Origin of the sequence: Aeromonas sp. R3-1 (assembly GCF_040908345.1) — a bacterium.
GTDB classification, from domain to species: domain Bacteria; phylum Pseudomonadota; class Gammaproteobacteria; order Enterobacterales; family Aeromonadaceae; genus Aeromonas; species Aeromonas veronii.
The window spans coordinates 21,536-40,639 of the sequence record NZ_JBFODN010000109.1 but is presented as its reverse complement, the minus strand read 5'-3'; the positions used below and the strand labels follow the sequence as shown (position 1 = coordinate 40,639).

Here is a 19,104-nt window from a genome sequence, read left to right as displayed (position 1 = left end):
CTTGAGGTAAAGGCATGCTGAAACAACGCATCGAAATGCGCGATCACAGTGCCGAGGGCAATCTGTTCTTCCGGCGCACCCTGGTAGCCTACATCGGCATCGTCGTGCTGATGCTGGTGCTGCTGGGCAATCTCTATTATCTGCAGGTCGAGTCCTACGACACCTACCAGACTCGCTCCAACTCCAACCGTATCCGCGTGGTACCGGTGGCGCCACCACGGGGCCTCATCTATGACGCCAACGGCGTGCTGCTGGCGGAAAACCGCCCAGTCTACAGTCTGGAAATTGTGCCGGAAGAGACCAAAGATCTCGAAAAAACCGCCGACCAGCTGATCACCCTGCTGGGTCTGCCGGAAGGCACCAAGGAGAAGTTCCTCGCCGAAGTGAAGCGCCAGCGCCGCTTCAAGCCGGTCCCCCTCTACGAGAAGCTGACCGAATATCAGGTAGCCCTCTTCTCGGTCAATCAGCATAACTACCCGGGCGCCAGCATCGAGGCCTACCTGAAACGCTACTACCCGTTTGGGGACACCCTCACCCACGCTTTGGGCTATGTGGCCAAGATCAATACCCGTGACGTGGAGCGCCTCGAGAAGGAAGAAAAACTCGCCAACTATGCGGCCACCAAGGATATCGGCAAGCAGGGGGTGGAGAAGTATTACGAAGATGAGCTGCACGGTGTGGCGGGCTATCAGGAGGTCGAGGTGAACAACCGCGGCCGGATTGTCCGCACCCTCAAGTTCCAGCCACCTATTCCGGGCAAGGATATCTACCTCAATATCGACGTCCGGATGCAGCTCAAGGCCCAGCAACTGCTGGCCGGCCAGCGCGGCGCCATCGTGATGATGGATCCGAGAACCGGCGCCATCATCGCCATGGAGTCGAGCCCGAGCTATGACCCCAACCTGTTCGTGACCGGCATCTCCAGCGCCAACTACTCGGCGCTCCTCAACGATCCGGCGCGGCCGCTGGTGAACCGCACCACTCAGGGCATCTATGCCCCCGCCTCCACCGTCAAACCCATGATGTCGGTAATGGGGCTCAACGAGGGGGCCATTACCCCGGGCTACCGCTATTTCGGCGGCCCGAGCTTCTCCATTCCCGGCACCACCAAGAAGTTTCGCGACTGGCGTCGCTGGGGACACGGCTGGCTCGATGTCTATCGCGCCATCGAGGTCTCGGCAGATACCTATTTCTACGATCTCGCCTATCGGGTCGGCATCGACAAGATCCACAGCTACATGACCAAGTTCGGCTTCGGTCAGTACAGTGGCGTCGACCTCTATGAAGAGACCAAGGGGGTCATGCCGTCCCGTGACTGGAAAATGGCCCGCTGGCGTCAGCCCTGGTATCAGGGGGACACCATCTCCATCGGTATCGGTCAGGGTTACTGGAGCGCCACGCCAATCCAGCTGGCCAAGGCGATCAGTATCCTGACCCAGAATGGCCACGATGTGACCCCGCACCTGCTCAAGAGCACCGCCTCCCAGGCGGGAGTGGTCGATGCACCGATCAACCCGAACATGGCGCTAAAAACCAAGAGCGACAGCTACTGGCAGGTGGCGCGGGAGGGGATGTGGCGAGTGATCAACGGCCACGAAGGTACCGGCCGTCGCGCTTTTGCCAACACCCCCTATGTGGCGGCAGGCAAGTCCGGCACCGCCCAGGTGGTCAACATGAAAGAGAATCAGGTCTACAACGCCAAAACCATGAAAGTGGAGCATCGCGACAATGCCCTGTTTGTCGCCTTTGCACCCTATGAAACCCCCAAGGCAGTCGTGGCACTGGTGCTGGAGAACGCCGGTGGTGGCAGTACCAATGCGGCCCCTGTTGCACGCCAGATGCTGGATGCCTATCTGCTGCCCCCTGATCCGCAACTGCCACCGGCACCGGAAAAGCCGTCCCAACCGAGTGAGGTCGCTCCCAATGAGTAATTCTGCCCGCCAGCAGAGCATCTGGTACAAGCTGCATATCGACTTGCCCCTGCTGCTCGGTCTGCTGGCCGTGATGACCCTCTCCATGGTGGTGCTCTACTCCGCCTCCGGTCAGGATATGGACTCCATCGTGCGCCAGCTGGTGCGCGGCGGCCTCGCCTTTGCCCTGATGATCGGCCTGGCCCAGCTGCCCCCTTCCCTCTACGCCCGCTGGTCGGTGCCGCTGTTCGCCGTGGTGGTGCTGATGCTGATTGCTGTGGACGTATTCGGCCACATCGGCAAGGGGGCCCAGCGCTGGCTCGATCTGGGCTTTATGAAGTTCCAGCCCTCCGAGGTGATGAAGCTCTCCATGCCGATCATGGTGGCTGCTTGGCTCAGTCGCCACTCGCTGCCACCCAAGTTCAGCCATGTGGTGATCGCCCTCATCATGGTGCTGCTGCCCACCCTGCTGATCGCCGCCCAGCCTGACCTTGGCACCTCCATTCTGGTGGCCGCCTCCGGCTTCTTCGTCATCTTCCTGGCGGGGCTCAGCTGGTGGCTGATCGGCTTGGCGGTCCTGCTGATGCTGGCCTTTATGCCGGTGCTCTGGTTCTTCCTGATGCACGACTACCAGCGCCAGCGGGTGCTGATGCTGCTCGACCCGGAGAAAGACCCGCTCGGCCGCGGCTACCACATCATCCAGTCCAAGATTGCCATCGGCTCCGGCGGCGTCTTTGGCAAGGGGTGGCTGCAAGGGACCCAGTCCCAGCTGGAGTTCCTGCCCGAGCGCCATACTGACTTCATCTTCGCGGTATTCAGCGAAGAGTTCGGTCTGGTGGGGGTTGCCCTGCTGCTGGTGCTCTACCTCTACGTCATCAGCCGCTGTCTGTTTATCTCGATGCAGGCCCAGAACAGCTTCGAGCGACTGCTGGGTGGTGCCATCACCCTCACCTTCTTCGTCTATGTGTTCGTCAACATGGGCATGGTGAGCGGCATCTTGCCGGTGGTAGGGGTGCCCCTGCCGCTGGTGAGCTATGGCGGCACCTCCATGGTGACCCTGATGGCCGGATTCGGTATCCTGATGTCCATCCAGACTCATAGAAGACTGCTCGCCTGATGAGACGGGTTGGATTGCTGCTCTCGCTCGCCACCACGATGGCGACCGCCGCCGTGGCGCCGGATCGGTTGGCCCTGCTCGCCGAACAGCAACAGGTGCCGCTGGCGGAGCTGCAGGCGGCCGTCGCCCGCGCCCAATTACGGCAGGAGGTGCTCGACACCATCAGCAAGCCGTGGGAGGCCAAACCCTGGCATCGCTACCGGCCGCTGTTTGTTACCCCGGATCGCATCCGTGACGGCCAGCAGTTCTGGCAGCAACATGCCGAGACACTGGCTCGCGCGGAGCAGACCTATCGGGTGCCCGCCTCGCTCATCGTGGCCATCATAGGGGTCGAGACCTTCTACGGTCGCCAGATGGGTCGTCATCCGGTGCTCGATAGCCTCTACACCCTGGGGTTCCACTACCCGGAGCGCAGCGACTTCTTTGCCAAGGAGTTTGCCCAGCTGGTGGTGCTGGCCAAAGAGGAAGGGTGGCAACTCGATACCCTCAAGGGCTCCTATGCCGGCGCCATGGGGATGGGGCAGTTCATGCCCTCCAGCTACCGCCACTACGCCGTCGATTTTGACGGGGATGGCAAGCGGGATCTGTTTGCCAACCCGGTCGATGCCATCGGCAGCGTGGCCAACTATTTTGCCCGCCACCAGTGGCGCTGGGGCGAATCCGTGGTGGAACCGGCCCAGATCGGGTTGATGGCAGTCGAACCTCTACTCAGGCCTGAGCCCGAGTTAACACAACAGTGGTCAGAACTGGCGGCGGCAGGGATTGAGCTCGCCACGCCGCTGGCCCCACAGACGCCGGTCAAGTTGCTGGCGTTTGCCCAAGCCGATGGACCGGAATACTGGGTCGCACGGCATAACTTTTATGTGATCACCCGTTACAATCGCAGCCCACTCTATGCGATGGCGGTGTATCAACTTAGCCAAGCCATTCAGGAAGCGTATGCATCTTCGTCACAAACTCCTCCCGCTCAGCCTGAGCTTGTTGCTGGCCGCCTGTAGCAGCCAGCCGGAACAGAGCGCCCCCGTCGAGCCGCAAGCACCGGTCAGCAAGCCACCCGTTATCGAGATCCCGCAAGCCACCGGCGCCATTCCGCGCCCCGAGCCCCTGAGTGCCAGCGGCAACCGGGACTACTGGATCGGCAAGCAGAAGCACGAGGTGTGGCGCGACATCAAACACTACAGCGAAGAGGGCACAGCCAGCTGGCTGTCGCCGGATCTGGACGGCCAGAAGACCGCCAACGGCGATGTGCTGGACAGCAAGCTGTTCAGTGCCGCCCACCGCAACCTGCCCATCCCGAGCTATGTGCGGGTCACCAATCTGGACAACGGGCTGGAGACCATAGTGCGGGTCAACGATCGCGGTCCCTTCAACAGCCCGCGCCTGATCGACCTCTCCTACGCAGCGGCCAAGCAGCTGGAGATGGTCGATAACGGTGAGGCCCGAGTACGGCTGGAGCTGATCAGCGACACCCCGGATCAGATGGTGATCATGGAGCCGATGAAGCCCATCGAAATGACTCCGACCACTCCGGCTGCGGCCTCGAACACGCTGTCGCAAGATGGCTTCCTGGGTGAACCGACGGCGCTGGCGATGGCCACTCCCGCCGCCGAACCCACTCCCGTCAAGGCGCCCGCGGCCACGCCCGCCAAAGCGGCACCTGTCAAGCCAGCTCCCGCCAAGACCGCAGCTCCTGCCAGCAGTGGTGATGGCAAGATGATCCAGGTACTGGCCAGCGGCTCCCGGGATCGGGCCGAGGCGATGGGCAAGGTGATGACCCAGCGTTACGGCGTGCCCTACCGGATCGATGCTCATGGCGCCATTTTCCGGGTGCTGATTGGCCCGGTCGCCGCCGACCAGCAGGCAAGTGTGCTGGAAAAAGTACGTCAGGGCGGGCTGGAACAGGCCTTTATCGTGCCCTGATCGCCCCCTTTTGCCGCGGATGTGACTAACCGCTTACTCACTGTCATCACGTCGTTTTATGGCGTGATGACAGGGAGTGATGGATAAAAAACCAGTTCTGATCGCCATCTCGGGCTATAACCTGCGGGCGCATCTGGTATAGTTAGGCCCGCATTTTATCCCCATCTGGCTCGCAGGAATTTCAAGATGTCCAAATTTGCCCGTTCAGTTCTTCTGGCCTCACTGATCAGCGTAACCGCCCAGGCCAATACGCCGGTGCCGACACCGACCCCGAATGCCATGCCCATGGTGGTTCCCGCCGCGCCGGAGATCTCCGCCAAGGCCCATATTCTGATCGACTACTACTCCGGTCAGGTGCTGGCCGAGCAGAACGCCGAAGAGCGTCTGCCGCCCGCCAGTCTGACCAAGATGATGACCTCCTACATCATCGGCCAGGAGCTGCTGAAGGGGAATATCAAGCGCACCGACATGGTGACCATCAGCCAGAACGCCTGGTCCAAGAACTACTCCGACTCCTCCAAGATGTTTATCGAGGTGGGCAAGCAGGTCTCCGTCGATGACCTGAACAAGGGCATCATCATCCAGTCCGGCAACGACGCCTGCGTCGCCATGGCCGAGTTCCTGGCAGGCAGCACCGACTCCTTCGCCAGCCTGATGAACAGCTGGGCCGCCAAGCTCGGCATGAACGACAGCCACTTCATGAACCCGCACGGTCTGGATGCGGAAGGTCACTACAGTACCGCTCACGATATGGCCCGTCTGGGTCAGGCGCTGATCCGCGACCTGCCGGAGGAGTACAAGATCTACTCCCAGAAATCCTTCGTCTTCAACGGCATCACCCAGCACAACCGCAACCGCCTGCTGTGGGATCAATCCCTGCAGGTGGATGGCATCAAGACCGGCCACGTCAGCCAGGTCGGCTATAACCTGGTCTCCTCTGCCACCAACAACGAAGGCATGCGCCTGATCGCCGTGGTACTGGGCGCCAGCAGTGAAGCCTCCCGCGCCGCCGAGAGCAAAAAACTGCTCACCTATGGCTTCCGCTTCTTCCAGAGCCTGACCCCGTACAAGGCAGGCACCGAGCTGGTCACCCAGAAGATCTGGATGGGCGACAAACCGGAAGTGAAACTGGGCGTCGACAAAGATGTCTCCGTGCTGGTCACCCGCGGTCAGGGCAACAACCTGAAGGCTGACTTCCAGCTCGACAGCGAGCTGAAAGCGCCGCTGGCCAAGGGCCAGCGCGTCGGTACCGTGTTCCTGAAGCAGGGCGACAAAGAGATCAAGCAGGTGCCGCTGGTAGCCCTGGAAGAGGTGCAGGAAGGTGGCTTGATGAGCCGTCTGTGGGACTACCTGGTACTGCTGGTCACCAGCTGGTTCAAGTAATCCAACGCACAATCCTCACCAAACAGCGGCGCCAACAGGCGCCGCTGCTGCCTGTGACCGGCAAAGGCAGTGAATAACCCTGTAAACTGCAGGTTCCGCCTTACCCTGATTTGTGGTAAAAAGCAGCACTTCCATCCTTGTCTGACCGATCCTGGCCTTGATCCCGGTCCGGGCAGCGCCCATATAGTTATGAGCCGTGCCCATATAGACTTGAAATGGCGGCCTCCACGGGCCATCGGCCACTAGCCATCCAAGATGAAGTCATCCAGGTGATGACGCAAAAGGTGAGTAAATGAATACCAAGTTTGATGAACTGCTGGAGTTTCCCTGCAAATTCCCGTTCAAGGTACTCGGCGTTGCCGACCCGGCACTGCCGGAAATGGTGGTTGAAGTGCTGCAGCAGCACGCCCCCGGCACCTACAGCCCGACAGTCCAGCCCAGCTCCAAGGGCAACTACCACTCGGTCCGCGTGACCGTGACTGCCCAGAGCAAAGAGCACATCGAAGCGATGTACCACGCCCTTGGCAAGATCGAGCTGGTGAAATACGTACTGTAATTTCTCTCTCGCCCCGTTCTGCGGGGCGACTGTTTTTGGCCGCAGCACGCCGCGAGGACGCCATGTCATCCCAGATCCCCGCCCAGTCCAGCCTGATTGTCAGGCAGCTGGGTCGCCGCCCCTACCAGCCGGTATGGGACGCCATGAAAGCCTTCACAGACAACCGCACCAGCGACACCCCGGACGAGTTCTGGGTGGTCGAGCACGATCCCGTCTACACCCAGGGTCAGGCCGGCAAAGCCGAACACCTGCTCAATCCGGGCAATATCCCGGTGGTGCAGAGCGATCGCGGCGGTCAGGTGACCTATCACGGCCCGGGCCAGCTGGTGCTCTACGTACTGGTGGATGTCCGCCGCTGCAAATTCTCGGTTCGCGAGCTGGTGACCGCGCTGGAGACAGCCATCATCAACACCCTCGCCAAAAGCGATATCCAGGCCTATGCCAAGGCCGATGCCCCCGGGGTCTATGTGAAAAATGACCTTGGCATGGAGGCAAAACTGGCCTCGCTGGGTCTGCGCATCCGCAAGGGGTGCTCGTTCCACGGGCTGGCCCTCAACATCAACATGGACATGACCCCCTTCCTGCACATCAATCCGTGTGGCTATGCGGGCATGGCCATGACCCAGACCAGCGCCCTGGGCGGCCCGCAGAGCGTGGCCGAGGCGCAATCCATTCTGGTGGCCGAGCTGGCTCGCCTGATTGGCTATCAAACAATAACAAACACCGAGAGTGAATCATGAGCAAACCCGTTCGTATGGAGCCGGGCGTCAAGCTGCGCGATGGCGACAAGATGGCCCTGATCCCGGTGAAATTCATGCCGGATCCCAACGAAGAACTCCTTCGCAAGCCGGACTGGATGCGGATCAAGCTGCCCCCCTCCAGCCAGAAGATCGAACACATCAAGAGCACCTTGCGCAAGAACAAGCTGCACTCGGTCTGTGAAGAGGCCTCCTGCCCCAATCTGGCGGAGTGTTTCAACCACGGCACCGCCACCTTTATGATCATGGGCGCCATCTGCACCCGCCGTTGCCCCTTCTGCGACGTGGCCCACGGCCGCCCGCTGGCACTCGATCCGGAAGAGCCGAAGAAGCTGGCGCTGACCATCAAGGAGATGAACCTCAAGTATGTGGTGATCACCTCGGTGGACCGCGACGATCTGCGCGACGGCGGTGCTCAGCACTTCGCCGACTGCATCCGCGAGATCCGCGAGCACAGCCCGCAGACCCGCATCGAGATCCTGACCCCGGACTTCCGTGGCCGGATGGAGCAGGCACTGGAGGTGTTCCGCGAGACCCCGCCGGATGTCTTCAACCACAACCTGGAAACCGCGCCGCGCATGTATCGCGTCGCTCGCCCGGGTGCCGACTACAAGTGGTCGCTGGAGCTGCTGCGCCGCATCAAGGAGATGCACCCCCACGTACCGACCAAGTCCGGTCTGATGATGGGCCTTGGCGAGACCAACGAAGAGATCGTCGAGGTGCTCAAGGATCTGCGCGCCCACGGCGTCAACATGCTGACCCTGGGTCAGTATCTGCAGCCGAGCCGCCACCACCTGCCGGTGAAACGCTACGTGCCGCCAGCAGAGTTTGACGAGCTGAAAGATGTCGCCATGGAGTTGGGCTTTACCCACGCCGCCTGTGGTCCTTTCGTTCGCTCCTCCTACCATGCTGATCTGCAAGCCAAGGGCGAAGAGGTCAAATGATCTCGCACGACAGAGAGGCCAAATAACCGCCTCCATCTCAATTAAAAAGAGCGCCTATTGGCGCTCTTTTTGTTGGTGTCACTGACCGTTGCGGCTTGATCTACTCATCAGCCGTGGTTGAAGATCCCCTGCTGATGCCAGCGTTGCAGTTGGGCCAGCACCCGGGTCTCTCGCGCCGTCCACTGGGGACAGGGCCCCGCCAACTGGGTCTTGTTGGTCTGCAGCGCCTCGTCGAGGGCAAACCAGCCGGGCACGAAGCCTAGGCGGATCTCGTAGGGCTGCGGCTGCGGGGCCACCAGCTGATCGCCAATCCGGCACAAGTAGTAGAGCGAGCGAATGCAGTAGGCATCGAACCCCGGCTCGCGGGCGGCGCGATATTCACGGGTCTCGCCAAGCAGGCCCCCCACTTCCCGCAGCTCGGCACCGCACTCCTCCAGCAGCTCGCGAGCGAGCGCCACATGGTGGCTCTCCCCCGCTTCAATGCCGCCCCCGGGGAACATCAGATCGCCGTTGACCCGGGAGTGAACGAGCAGCAGCTCATCGCCACGGGGCACCACGGCACGCACCGTGAGGCGCTCCAGAGTACGGCCATCGGTACGTACCTCGCCATGAACGAAAGAGAGATCGAACGGATTGGGCCAGCAGCTGGCCGGGGAGAACATCGTCATCACTGCCTCAGGGCCGGTAGTTGCCATGCTTGAGCTGCTCGACAATTTCGGCAGCCCGCACATCGTAACCATCCTGCTCTGTCTTGCTCAGGGTGTGGTAGATGCCAAAACGCTTGGCTGAGACCTCGGGGCTATCCTGAAACGACTCGCTCACCTTGCCCCACAGATAGGCCAGCCCGTACTGTTTCTGGCCCATATAGAGGGTGCTGAGGGAGGTGAACATGCGGCTGTTCACCTTGTCCCCCTCCTGATAGAGGGAGAGCCCGTGCTGCAGGGTGGCAATGGCCTTTTCCGGGTCGCTCTTGGCGTAGATACCACCGAGCGCCAGTTGCAGCTCGGGTTCATCCAGCGCCTTGGTACCTTCCAGCGCCATAAACTGCTGGCGAGCCAGCTCGTTGGTGTTGTTGGTCCAGTGCCAGAGCAGCAGGTAGGGATCTTGTGAATTGCGGGTCGCCGCATCGAGCTGGGCCAACTGATCCCCGGCCGCCAGCATGCCCTCGACCCTTGGACTCTTCTGCTCGCGGGCATTCTTGTATTCAATGCTGGTGGAGCGCTCGGCACATTTGAGATAGCGCTCAAGGTTGCGCATCAGCTCGTACTTGCGCCGATCCGTCCCCTCCTCCTTGAGATAGAAGCGACTGCGGATCACATCGGTACGCTCATAGCGACACCAGCCATCGTCCACCAGATCCTGGCAGAGCTCGGGATGATTGCCACAGATGTTGTGGATCCGATCGTCATTGCAGCCAGCCACGGCAAGGCCGACTGAAAGCATGATGAAGGTCTGTCGCAGGGGGAAATTGGCCATGGTTCACATCTTGTTGGTAACGCGGGTTGGTAACAACTGGCGCCTTTACGGGCCACCTCCGGCTAGCAAACCGGTTACATATCCATTACAATGCGCGCGCCATATAAGGCCGCGATTGCAGAATAATATAACGAAATATACACCCCTACACTGATCTGCATTCGACGAATTTTCTATTTACACCAACAACGTGAAATAAAGGATCTGGTCAATGACCCACGAGCACTACTTGCAAGCGTGGCAGGAGAGCCAGGAGCTCGCCGAAGCCATGCAGCCCTTGATTGGTCGCCTCTACCGACAACAAGGGGTCGAGATCACCCTCTACGGCCGCCCGCTGCAAAACGCCTCCACCATCGATATCCTCAAGGCCCACCGGGTCGTCCGCCGCCACCAGGGCGCCCCCCTCCCCATCCAGCAAAGCTTCCCCCTGCTTCAGGCCATCGTTGCCCTCAAACCCACCGCCGCCGAGGTTGACCTTGGCAAGCTGGCAGTCGGCTACTGGCAGGATCATCAGGATGAAGCGGGGATCGAGGACTATCTGCAAGCGCGACTGGCACAGGCCCTTGGCCGCAGCCAGATGCCGCAGCCGACCGACGTGGTGCTCTACGGCTTTGGCCGTATCGGCCGCCTGCTGGCCCGGCTGCTCATCGAGCGCACCGGCGCTGCCAATCCGCTGCGTCTGCGCGCCATCGTGGTACGCGGTGGTCGTGACGGGGATCTGGAAAAACGCGCCAGCCTGCTGCGCCGCGACTCGGTGCATGGCCCCTTCAACGGCTCCATCGAGGTGGATGTGGAACGCAGCGCCATCATCGCCAACGGCACCTTCATTCAGGTGATCTACGCCAATAGCCCGGCCGACATCGACTACACCGCCTACGGCATTCACGATGCGCTGATCGTCGACAACACCGGCGTCTGGCGTGACGAAGCAGGCCTCTCCGAGCACCTGAAAGCGCGCGGTGCTGGCAAGGTGCTACTGACCGCCCCCGGCAAAGGGGAGATGAAGAACGTGGTGTTCGGGGTCAACCATGAGGTGATAGGCCCGGATGACAGGATCATCTCCGCCGCCTCCTGTACCACCAACGCCATCACCCCGGTGCTCAAGGTAATGCAGGAGCGATTCGGCATCCGCCACGGCCACGTGGAGACGGTCCACTCCTACACCAACGATCAGAACCTCATCGACAACTACCACAAAGGCGAGCGCCGCGGTCGCAGCGCCGCCCTCAATATGGTGATGACCAGCACCGGCGCCGCCAAGGCGGTGGCCAAGGCGCTGCCGGAACTCAAGGGCAAGCTGACCGGCAACGCCATCCGGGTGCCGACCCCCAATGTGTCGCTGGCGATTATCAATCTGTCGCTGGAGCAGGCCACCGATCGGGAGAGCCTCAACGCCTATCTGCAGCAGATGGCGTTAAGCTCGGCCCTGCACCGCCAGATCGACTTCAGCGCCAGCACCGAGCTGGTCTCCTCCGACATGGTGGGTTCCCGTTATGCGGGCATCGTCGACTCCCAGGCGACCATCGCCGAGGGGGATCACTGTGTGCTCTACGTATGGTATGACAACGAGTTCGGGTACAGTTGTCAGGTAGTGCGGGTGATGGAACAGATGGCTGGCGTAGTCCGCCAGGATCTGCCTGCATAGACCGATAGAGTCTACCTGCATGACCCGTCAGATCCCGCAGTTTATGGCTCAATAGTTCAAGGAGAAGGCCGGATGTCGTTTCAACAGGGTGAGTTTTTACAAGCTATCAGGCAGATGCCACAAGAGGTGTACGAGCGGCTCAAGACCGCAGTCGAGCTGGGCAAGTGGCCCGATGGCAAGCCCCTGACCGACGAGCAGAAGGCCACCTCGCTGCAGGCGGTGATGGCTTGGCAGGCGATGCATCTCGACAATCCCGAGCATATGAACATCGGTCGTGACGGCGAGATCGTGATGAAGAGCAAGAGTGAGCTCAAGAGGCTGTTTCGTGATGAAAATCAGCCGGTTGAGGAAGAGATAGTGCGGGTCAATCTCAACCACTGAGACCGCTCGCCATCCCGTCTCGCGGCGGCCAGTCGAATAGCGATAGTGCGATACATAGTTCGATAAATAGCAAAGAGGGGAGCCATAATGGCTCCCCTCTTCTAAACTACTCTTCCACCAAGTGTTCAACCTTTACAGCACAATAACCTCATCACTAAAGCTGTCAGCAACACGTTGGCCATGGCAGAGCACAGAATAAACAGAACAATTGAGTAATCTCTTTTGGGTCTGCAAGTGTTCGATAAAATCCTCCGAAAGAACGCAATCCCCATCAGAAATCATCAAAATATCAGCTTTTTCGTAGCCCTTATCTTGCCCGATGATTTCACAGGCTCGCTTCATAGGCGTCTCGTAATCGGTACCCCCTCCAAAACCCTGCCGCAAGAAGTGAAGCAGACCTGCGGCATTATTCTCCTCGGTCATCGCAAATTCTCTTACCTCTCCGCTATCGCCAAAGAGCAAGATATGTAAAGAGCGCCGCTCTTGCCGCAGGATTGCCGACACAGCCAACAATAATGCCCTGGCTTTTAATAGCGCTGTTCCATTCATGCTACCGGATGTATCCAGACAGGCCACCACAGGCCCTGTTCTTTTTTGCTCCAATTCCAGCTGTTCACCCGAAGTAAAAGTGGTTCCCTGCAACTCATAGGTCATCAGGTTTTGCTCCAAAAAACGGGCGTAGAACAGAGTTTCCAGCGCCTCATCTTCCAGATTGACCAACTCAGTAGGAAGCAAACGAGCCAGATCATCACTACGGTGAGTACCGTGTACCTCACTCTTGCTCGCCTGAGGGAGCCGGGCCTGTTTTTTCTTCTCTTCCGAAATATAGGCGCGACCCATCTTATGAGTTAACTCTTTAATGGCATGATTTTGCTGTAGCTGCTTGGCGAGTGGCTCGATATCATCCTTACATAGCTTGAGATCGTTATACGAGAAATTGGCACCGGAACAAGCTAACAATAAGGGTTTGGACTTTTCATAGGTTGTATCTATATCGCCCAATATCTGACCATAACCAGCCAACTTTTTACGCATCTCGTCAGGGATTTCCTCATCGGCCAGCTCTGCCTCATAAGCTTTACACTCTGCCAACTCTGCACGAAGAGCGGCAATCATCTCCTCATTAAGAGGCTGGTTTTTAAGGTGTTCCTCCTGTTCCTGCCAGTCCGGTTCCGGGGTAGGATTATCCGCCAGCGAGTCATCCCAGTCCCATAATCTCCATTTGGTTGCCCCCAACTTGTATCTGGCTGACTCTTTAAGCGCTTTGATGGTCGGTTCCCAGCTCTCGTCAATGATATTCACTGTTGATAACAGGCTATTAAACCAAGAAGAACCTCTATTTTTGGGCGAATGTTTGACACATCGGGCAGAAAAAACATGGCAATTCGCAAATACCAGCCCATAAAAACCACGGTCGCCAATATGACTCACAGCCTTGTCCGCCACCACCTCACAACCAACTGCTCCGTCCCCATCACAGGATACATAGATCTTGCGACCCAGTGTACTTTTGGAGGTGAAACTGGCTGGATCACAGCGCTTTACCGTACTCTCTCCAATATCTGTAACTTCAATATTTGAGATCTCTCCCTCACCGATATAAATACCAGAATGTTCTGCGAAGAATCCAAGATCGCTATAAAGCACACTACCTGGTTGTGGCGTCACCTGATCACGAAAATTGCTGTCAATAAAGTATTTGATACCCTTTATCCCGAGTGGAATTGCAGCGGTAACACCGCTGATGCCTCGCCATAATGAGCTGGCTATGCCAGTTAATAGACCGAACATAGAGCCCCTTATACCCAGAGATTGGCATTCATCTGCTGTATTAACAGATCAATTTTATCTGACTCGGATATCTCATCATCTATCGGATTACTAACAGCTTCTACTCCAACGAATTTCAGTCTGGGGCTATTTTTTTGACTATCCCATTGCCAAACATTGTTAAAATCCCAGCCTAATGTATGTTCGAATACAAACTGTTTAAAAAGAAGCGAAGGTATTTTTTTACCATCTTTACCATTTGCATCATCTACACGTCCCCAGAGCTCTAGAATATCTATGGAAATGTTGTTAAATGATTTCAAACTAGGTTTTACTCCTGAAACAAACCCATACATAGCATTATGATTACCATTATAAGACTTTATTAAACCACAAGCATTGGAATTTATCTCTACATTAGAATATTCAGCAAAAAAAACAGAATCTAAGTATTTTGAGCCTTTGCATTCACCTTCGATAAAGCAACGTGATATAATGCTATTATTGCATATGTTGGCAACATATCCGACTGAACTAAAGCTTGAAAAATCACAACCATCTAGGATGAATGCACAGTCAAATATTTTACTATCATCAACACGCTTACTAAGTTTAGGGAGCGCTACAAAGGAAGAATTTCCAGATATGATGCAAAATGAAACCTTACAATTATTTAGTCTATTTTTGCTTAAGCTACTATTTATATGGCACCAACTAACTTCACTATGCTCCAAAACATCCAAAAACATTATTCCATCTATATTGCAATAGCTAACTTTGCTGTTGCTGGCCATATTCGCCAAAGAACTTCCTGTTACATCTAAATTTTTAATAACTGAGCCTGACTGTATTGAATTAAATATTGCCCCCTTATTATCTAGTCCTTTAATCGAGAATCCACCACCATCGTAAAAACCTTTAAAGTCTATAGGTGTCCATGAACTTAGCACCGACAAATCAATGTTTGACACTTGCTTAAAGAAATATTCTTTTTGACTGACATCTGGATTTGAGAGAAGGAAAAAATGTTCAATGCAAGATATTTCAATCGGATCTTCTTCTGTCCCGTTACCATATAACCCCGAGCTAATGCTAGAACGATGTTTGTTACATGTGTCATCACAACTGTTGAGGAGATTTGATATCATTAGACTTGAGCTATCATTCCCATTTTTAGGTACTGGATAGCTTACACTTCTTAGAGTATTGAAAACTAATTCTTTAACCTTCCCAATATTATCTGGGTGTGCCCATAAGCAGTGTCGCAGTAAAATTAAATCTGATAGATTTACTTCATCTCGGTCATTTGTCAATGCTGATACTTGTAGCAGGTGAATAGTTTTTACCAAACGACGATCAGATAATCCCTCTCTACGATCATCTTTAAAAATTTCATGGTATTTTCGCCAAATATTCAGAACCACACTCTGAATTAATTCAGATATCTTTACACTTGCAATCTTTTTATCCAGTTCGGCTAATTCCACCAATGTCAATTGATTAAACAGGTCCATGCGTCTACCTTCTCCCAAGGTAAACAGCTTATGCAAATTATCTTCGCTCACATAGTTAACGAAGCTACGCAGCAAAAATCGGTCATACAGAGCCCCCAGTTCCTCTTGACCAGTTGGCAGTTCGTTTGACGCTGCGATCAGGCTGCGTAGCGGTACCCTCTGCACTGATGCACCATTGTGATAGATACGTTCGTTAAGAATGGTCAGCAAAGCATTAAGAATGGAGGAACTGGCTTTAAATATCTCATCGAGAAAAGCAACCTGCACCGATGGCAGATATCCAGCCGTATTGCGCTCAAAACGATCCTCTTTCAGCTTGGAGATGGAGAGAGGGCCAAAGATCTCCTCGGGAGTTGAAAATTTTGTCAGGAGATATTCAAAATGACTGGCCCCCTCTTTGTCATCATCCTTAAGCGCCTTGGCGACCTGACGAGAAATAAGGCTCTTTGCCGTTCCCGGTGGGCCCACCAGCAGGATGTTCTCTCCCGCCAGCAACGAGAGCAATGCTAGTTTCATCGCCTCATCGCGCTCCACCAATCCTTCGTTAAGCTGTGCCAACAGGGCTACCAGTTTGTGTTTGATCTCGAGCATCTGCCGTTTCGTCCTTCATTATTCAGTCACGTGCTAACCACGCCGAAAAATAGATTCAAATTAACCCCAGCGGCACAATCTAGCATGAACATCGCCAATGAGCAGGACCTCGAGCATTGTTATGTGCTCTGTATCAAATGGAAAAGCATATTTTTCAGTTAGATACTGTGCCGACTATGCTGATTCAGCGAACAACTGATTCATGATTGGTAAAAACAAGAAGGGAGCCATAATGGCTCCCTTCTTGTTTATCCATACCTCACCTAAGCATCAGGGAGTCAGCTCCCCACGCAGGGACTGCTGCATCAACTCGCGAATCCGGTGGGAAGGCAAGTCCTGGCTCAGCAGGAAGTGGAGCTTGGTGAGTGCCGCTTCGGCGGTCATGTCAAAGCCCGAGATCACCCCGGCCCGCGACAGGGCGTTGCCGGTGGCATAGCCCCCCATGTTGACCTTGCCGTGCAGGCACTGGCTCAGGTTGACGATGATGACGCCGCGGGCCGAAGCCTCGGAAAGCAGCGCCAGCATGGCCGGGTTCTGCGGCGCATTGCCAACCCCGAACGACAGCAGGATCAGCGCCTTCACCGGCTGTTGCAGGATATTGGCGATCACCTCGCTGGAGATCCCCGGATAGAGGGTCACCACGCCGATGGGTTGGGGGGTGATGTCGTGCAGCACCAGCGGCCGCTCGGACGGCACGCCCAACTCGCCCGCCTCCAGCGAGATGGCGATCCCGGCATTGAGCAGCGGCGGATAGTTGGGCGAATCGAAGGCGTGGAAGCCGTCGGCGTGCACCTTCTTGCTGCGGTTGCCGCGATAGAGCTGGTTGTTGAAGAACAGCGTCACCTCGTGGATCGGGTAGTTGGCCGCGATATAGAGGGCGTTGAGCAGGTTCTGCTGACCGTCGGAGCGCAGCTCGGCCAGCGGGATCTGGGAGCCGGTGATGATGACCGGCTTGTGCAGGTCTTCCAGCATGAAAGAGAGCGCCGAGGCGGTGAACGACATGGTGTCGGTGCCATGCAGGATCACGAAACCATCGTATTTCTCGTAGTTGTCTCGAATGTCCTCGGCGATGCGCTGCCAATCCGCTGGCGTCATGTCGGAGGAGTCGATGAGGGGCGCATATTCGTGGATATGGTAATCCGGCATCTCGGGGCGGTGGAACTCGGGCATCCGCGCCAGACAGTCTTCCATAAAGCCCGCCATCGGCACGTAGCCGTGATCGGAACGCTGCATCCCTATGGTGCCGCCTGTGTAGGCAATGTAGATAGACTTCTTCACACCCTCTCCTCTTGATGAAGTGAACACCGCCAAAACATGAACCATGTCGGGGTGAACCACAATGTCAACGCCCGCCAGCGCCTCTGCGTGCAGCGGAAACCGGCGAATTATAGAGACTGGCGCCCCAAATGACAGCCGTTCCATGCACCCTTTTCGGCTTTTCTGCCCTCTACCCACATAGTGTTAAATGTCACAATAAACGACTAAAACGAGCATTAATACGACAAAGATGGAATTAAACGATGCTTTTTGCTACAATCCGCCGGATTTTACTAAAATCTCATCTGGATGCCTGAGCATTTCAGGCCCGCACAAGCCCCATCTTTCCTGGGGCGGGGAGATGTTTCCCCTTCTTTGCTGGCACATAAGCCACACTGTTTTCATCCCGGCTGAATCTGTAAGTCTTTTGCTATGAAAGACACAGCCAATCAACATGGGAGTACTGAATGTTACAACTTGATTCCTACGCAACGCTGGTCGCTGCCACTCTGGTATTGCTGCTTGGCCGGGTGTTGGTTACCCGAGTCGGGCTGCTGCGTACCTTCAACATCCCCAAACCGGTAGCCGGCGGCCTGGTGGTCGCGCTGGTACTGCTGCTGCTGCGCTCCACCCTGCAGATGGAGCTGCAATTTGATACCAGCCTGCAAACCCCGCTGATGCTGGCCTTCTTCGCCTCCATCGGTCTCTCCGCCGATCTCGCCAGCCTGAAACGCGGCGGCAAGGCGGTGGTTACCTTCCTGATGGTGGTCACCGGCCTGCTGCTGGTACAGAACAGTCTGGGTGTCGGTCTGGCGACCCTGCTCGGTCTGGATCCCCACATGGGGCTGCTGGCCGGCTCCATCACTCTCTCCGGCGGCCACGGCACCGGAGCGGCCTGGAGTGCCACCTTCTCCGAGAAGTACGGCGTGCAATCCGCCGCCGAGCTCGCCATCGCCTGTGCCACCTTCGGTCTGGTGCTGGGCGGCCTGATCGGTGGCCCGGTGGCTCGCTATCTGGTGAAGAAAGTGCAGGTGCCCGGTGAGGAGCACAATCAGGATGAGGCCCCCCAGGGCTTCGAAATGCCGGATATGGAGCGCCCCCTCACCACTTTCAGCGTTATCGAAACGCTGGCATTGATCGCCATCAGCCTCAAGGGAGGCGAGCTGCTCTCCGCCTCGCTCAAAGGGGGCGCCTTCGAGCTGCCGATCTTTGTCTGCGTGCTGTTTGTCGGCGTGCTGCTGCGCAACGTCCTGACCCTGCTGAACTGGCATGAGGTGAGCGATCGCGAGGTCTCCCTGCTGGGCAACGTCAGCCTGTCGCTGTTCCTCGCCATGGCACTGATGAGCCTGAAATTGTGGGATCTGGCCAGCCTGGCCCTGCCCATCTTCATTCTGCTGGCCGCCCAGACCGTAGCGATGGCGCTCTACGCCATCTTCGTCACCTTCCGGGTGATGGGCAAAAATTACGATGCAGCCGTGCTGGCGGCGGGTCACTGTGGCTTTGGCCTCGGGGCCACCCCGACAGCCATCGCCAACATGCAAGCCATTACCCAGCGCTTCGGACCCTCCCACCTGGCGTTTCTGGTGGTGCCCATGGTGGGCGCCTTCTTTATCGACATCATCAACGCCATGGTGATCAAGCTGTTTATGGCGATGCCGTTCCTGTAATTCCCTTTCCGTCAGACGTATATGATCAGAGCCCACCTTTCGGTGGGCTCTTTGCTTGCTCTCTACTCACCAGCTGACGCAGGCAGAGCCGGGGCTCGTATCCGCCACCAGGGTGACCCGCGAGCAACCTAAACAGCCCGAAATCACCAAGCCCGCACTCCCCCGAACAACAAAAAGCCCCGCACTCGACAGAGGGCGGGGCTTTTTTATGTCAG

At 56.9% G+C, this 19,104-nt stretch carries 16 protein-coding genes; 11 read left to right on the top strand and 5 right to left on the bottom strand.

From position 1 onward, the window contains the following. Positions 1 to 14: 14 nt before the first annotated feature. The 8 genes from mrdA (at position 15) to lipA (ending at position 8,588) form a co-directional block, all read left to right on the top strand. Positions 15 to 1,931 carry a penicillin-binding protein 2 gene (mrdA, locus tag AB5Y85_RS07045; protein WP_040066816.1) on the top strand — a complete coding sequence of 639 codons (1,917 nt, stop codon included), beginning with the start codon at positions 15 to 17 and terminating at the stop codon, positions 1,929 to 1,931. Next, on the top strand, positions 1,924 to 3,027 hold the full coding sequence (rodA, locus tag AB5Y85_RS07040; protein ID WP_005335170.1) for a rod shape-determining protein RodA: 1,104 nt from the start codon (positions 1,924 to 1,926) through the stop codon (positions 3,025 to 3,027). Before mrdA ends, rodA begins: the two co-directional genes overlap by 8 nt. Then, on the top strand, positions 3,027 to 4,025 hold the full coding sequence (gene mltB, locus AB5Y85_RS07035; protein ID WP_257687040.1) for a lytic murein transglycosylase B: 999 nt from the start codon (positions 3,027 to 3,029) through the stop codon (positions 4,023 to 4,025). The genes rodA and mltB overlap by 1 nt, the downstream gene beginning before the upstream one ends. After that, complete coding sequence (locus tag AB5Y85_RS07030; protein WP_257687041.1) at positions 3,967 to 4,947, top strand: septal ring lytic transglycosylase RlpA family protein; 981 nt, start codon at positions 3,967 to 3,969, stop codon at positions 4,945 to 4,947. Before mltB ends, AB5Y85_RS07030 begins: the two co-directional genes overlap by 59 nt. A gap of 186 nt (positions 4,948 to 5,133) precedes the next feature. Beyond that, positions 5,134 to 6,330, top strand: a complete 1,197-nt coding sequence (locus tag AB5Y85_RS07025) for a D-alanyl-D-alanine carboxypeptidase family protein (RefSeq protein WP_005335176.1) — start codon at positions 5,134 to 5,136, stop codon at positions 6,328 to 6,330. Positions 6,331 to 6,622: 292 nt separating this feature from the next. Then, positions 6,623 to 6,886, top strand: coding sequence for a DUF493 family protein YbeD (ybeD, locus tag AB5Y85_RS07020; RefSeq protein WP_005335178.1), 264 nt, complete (start codon positions 6,623 to 6,625; stop codon positions 6,884 to 6,886). 62 nt (positions 6,887 to 6,948) lie between these two features. Then, a complete protein-coding gene (gene lipB / locus AB5Y85_RS07015) occupies positions 6,949 to 7,626 on the top strand; it encodes a lipoyl(octanoyl) transferase LipB (protein ID WP_040066806.1) in 678 nt (225 codons plus the stop codon). Then, positions 7,623 to 8,588 (top strand): lipoyl synthase, encoded by a 966-nt coding sequence (gene lipA / locus AB5Y85_RS07010; RefSeq protein WP_005335190.1) that lies wholly within the window; start codon positions 7,623 to 7,625, stop codon positions 8,586 to 8,588. The genes lipB and lipA overlap by 4 nt, the downstream gene beginning before the upstream one ends. Positions 8,589 to 8,695: 107 nt before the next feature. Here the strand turns inward: lipA and AB5Y85_RS07005 are convergent, their stop codons facing one another. Further along, positions 8,696 to 9,256, bottom strand: a complete 561-nt coding sequence (locus tag AB5Y85_RS07005) for an NUDIX domain-containing protein (protein ID WP_257687042.1) — start codon at positions 9,254 to 9,256, stop codon at positions 8,696 to 8,698. 7 nt (positions 9,257 to 9,263) lie between these two features. Further along, positions 9,264 to 10,064: a DUF2989 domain-containing protein gene (locus tag AB5Y85_RS07000; protein WP_042082765.1), complete on the bottom strand. Its 801-nt coding sequence runs from the start codon at positions 10,062 to 10,064 to the stop codon at positions 9,264 to 9,266. A gap of 211 nt (positions 10,065 to 10,275) precedes the next feature. Here AB5Y85_RS07000 and AB5Y85_RS06995 point away from each other — a divergent pair, with 211 nt between their 5' ends. After that, entirely contained in the window at positions 10,276 to 11,709 is a 1,434-nt protein-coding gene (locus AB5Y85_RS06995; RefSeq protein WP_257687043.1) for a glyceraldehyde-3-phosphate dehydrogenase, read from the top strand. Between the two features lie 72 nt (positions 11,710 to 11,781). Next, positions 11,782 to 12,090 (top strand): YeaC family protein, encoded by a 309-nt coding sequence (locus AB5Y85_RS06990; RefSeq protein WP_042658559.1) that lies wholly within the window; start codon positions 11,782 to 11,784, stop codon positions 12,088 to 12,090. Positions 12,091 to 12,222: 132 nt separating this feature from the next. Here AB5Y85_RS06990 and AB5Y85_RS06985 read toward each other — a convergent pair whose 3' ends face one another. The 3 genes from AB5Y85_RS06985 to ansA all read right to left on the bottom strand — a co-directional run bounded on the left by AB5Y85_RS06985 (position 12,223) and on the right by ansA (position 17,243). After that, the gene (locus AB5Y85_RS06985; RefSeq protein ID WP_139442258.1) at positions 12,223 to 13,881 is read right to left on the bottom strand and encodes a VWA domain-containing protein; all 1,659 of its coding nucleotides are present in this window, start codon (positions 13,879 to 13,881) and stop codon (positions 12,223 to 12,225) included. Between the two features lie 8 nt (positions 13,882 to 13,889). Next, positions 13,890 to 15,965 carry an AAA family ATPase gene (locus AB5Y85_RS06980; protein ID WP_257687044.1) on the bottom strand — a complete coding sequence of 692 codons (2,076 nt, stop codon included), beginning with the start codon at positions 15,963 to 15,965 and terminating at the stop codon, positions 13,890 to 13,892. Between the two features lie 270 nt (positions 15,966 to 16,235). Next, positions 16,236 to 17,243, bottom strand: a complete 1,008-nt coding sequence (gene ansA, locus AB5Y85_RS06975; protein ID WP_005335195.1) for an asparaginase — start codon at positions 17,241 to 17,243, stop codon at positions 16,236 to 16,238. A 446-nt stretch (positions 17,244 to 17,689) separates the two neighbouring features. Here ansA and gltS point away from each other — a divergent pair, with 446 nt between their 5' ends. Beyond that, a complete protein-coding gene (gene gltS / locus AB5Y85_RS06970) occupies positions 17,690 to 18,889 on the top strand; it encodes a sodium/glutamate symporter (protein ID WP_005348115.1) in 1,200 nt (399 codons plus the stop codon). Positions 18,890 to 19,104: the final 215 nt, after the last annotated feature.

Bases quoted from the DNA above. Each gene is read 5' to 3' on its own strand.
- mrdA (WP_040066816.1), top strand. From the start codon at position 15: ATGCTGAAACAACGCATCGAAATGCGCGATCACAGTGCCGAGGGCAAT.
- rodA (WP_005335170.1), top strand. From the start codon at position 1,924: ATGAGTAATTCTGCCCGCCAGCAGAGCATCTGGTACAAGCTGCATATC.
- mltB (WP_257687040.1), top strand. From the start codon at position 3,027: ATGAGACGGGTTGGATTGCTGCTCTCGCTCGCCACCACGATGGCGACC.
- AB5Y85_RS07030 (WP_257687041.1), top strand. From the start codon at position 3,967: ATGCATCTTCGTCACAAACTCCTCCCGCTCAGCCTGAGCTTGTTGCTG.
- AB5Y85_RS07025 (WP_005335176.1), top strand. From the start codon at position 5,134: ATGTCCAAATTTGCCCGTTCAGTTCTTCTGGCCTCACTGATCAGCGTA.
- ybeD (WP_005335178.1), top strand. From the start codon at position 6,623: ATGAATACCAAGTTTGATGAACTGCTGGAGTTTCCCTGCAAATTCCCG.
- lipB (WP_040066806.1), top strand. From the start codon at position 6,949: ATGTCATCCCAGATCCCCGCCCAGTCCAGCCTGATTGTCAGGCAGCTG.
- lipA (WP_005335190.1), top strand. From the start codon at position 7,623: ATGAGCAAACCCGTTCGTATGGAGCCGGGCGTCAAGCTGCGCGATGGC.
- AB5Y85_RS07005 (WP_257687042.1), bottom strand. From the start codon at position 9,256: ATGACGATGTTCTCCCCGGCCAGCTGCTGGCCCAATCCGTTCGATCTC.
- AB5Y85_RS07000 (WP_042082765.1), bottom strand. From the start codon at position 10,064: ATGGCCAATTTCCCCCTGCGACAGACCTTCATCATGCTTTCAGTCGGC.
- AB5Y85_RS06995 (WP_257687043.1), top strand. From the start codon at position 10,276: ATGACCCACGAGCACTACTTGCAAGCGTGGCAGGAGAGCCAGGAGCTC.
- AB5Y85_RS06990 (WP_042658559.1), top strand. From the start codon at position 11,782: ATGTCGTTTCAACAGGGTGAGTTTTTACAAGCTATCAGGCAGATGCCA.
- AB5Y85_RS06985 (WP_139442258.1), bottom strand. From the start codon at position 13,881: ATGTTCGGTCTATTAACTGGCATAGCCAGCTCATTATGGCGAGGCATC.
- AB5Y85_RS06980 (WP_257687044.1), bottom strand. From the start codon at position 15,965: ATGCTCGAGATCAAACACAAACTGGTAGCCCTGTTGGCACAGCTTAAC.
- gltS (WP_005348115.1), top strand. From the start codon at position 17,690: ATGTTACAACTTGATTCCTACGCAACGCTGGTCGCTGCCACTCTGGTA.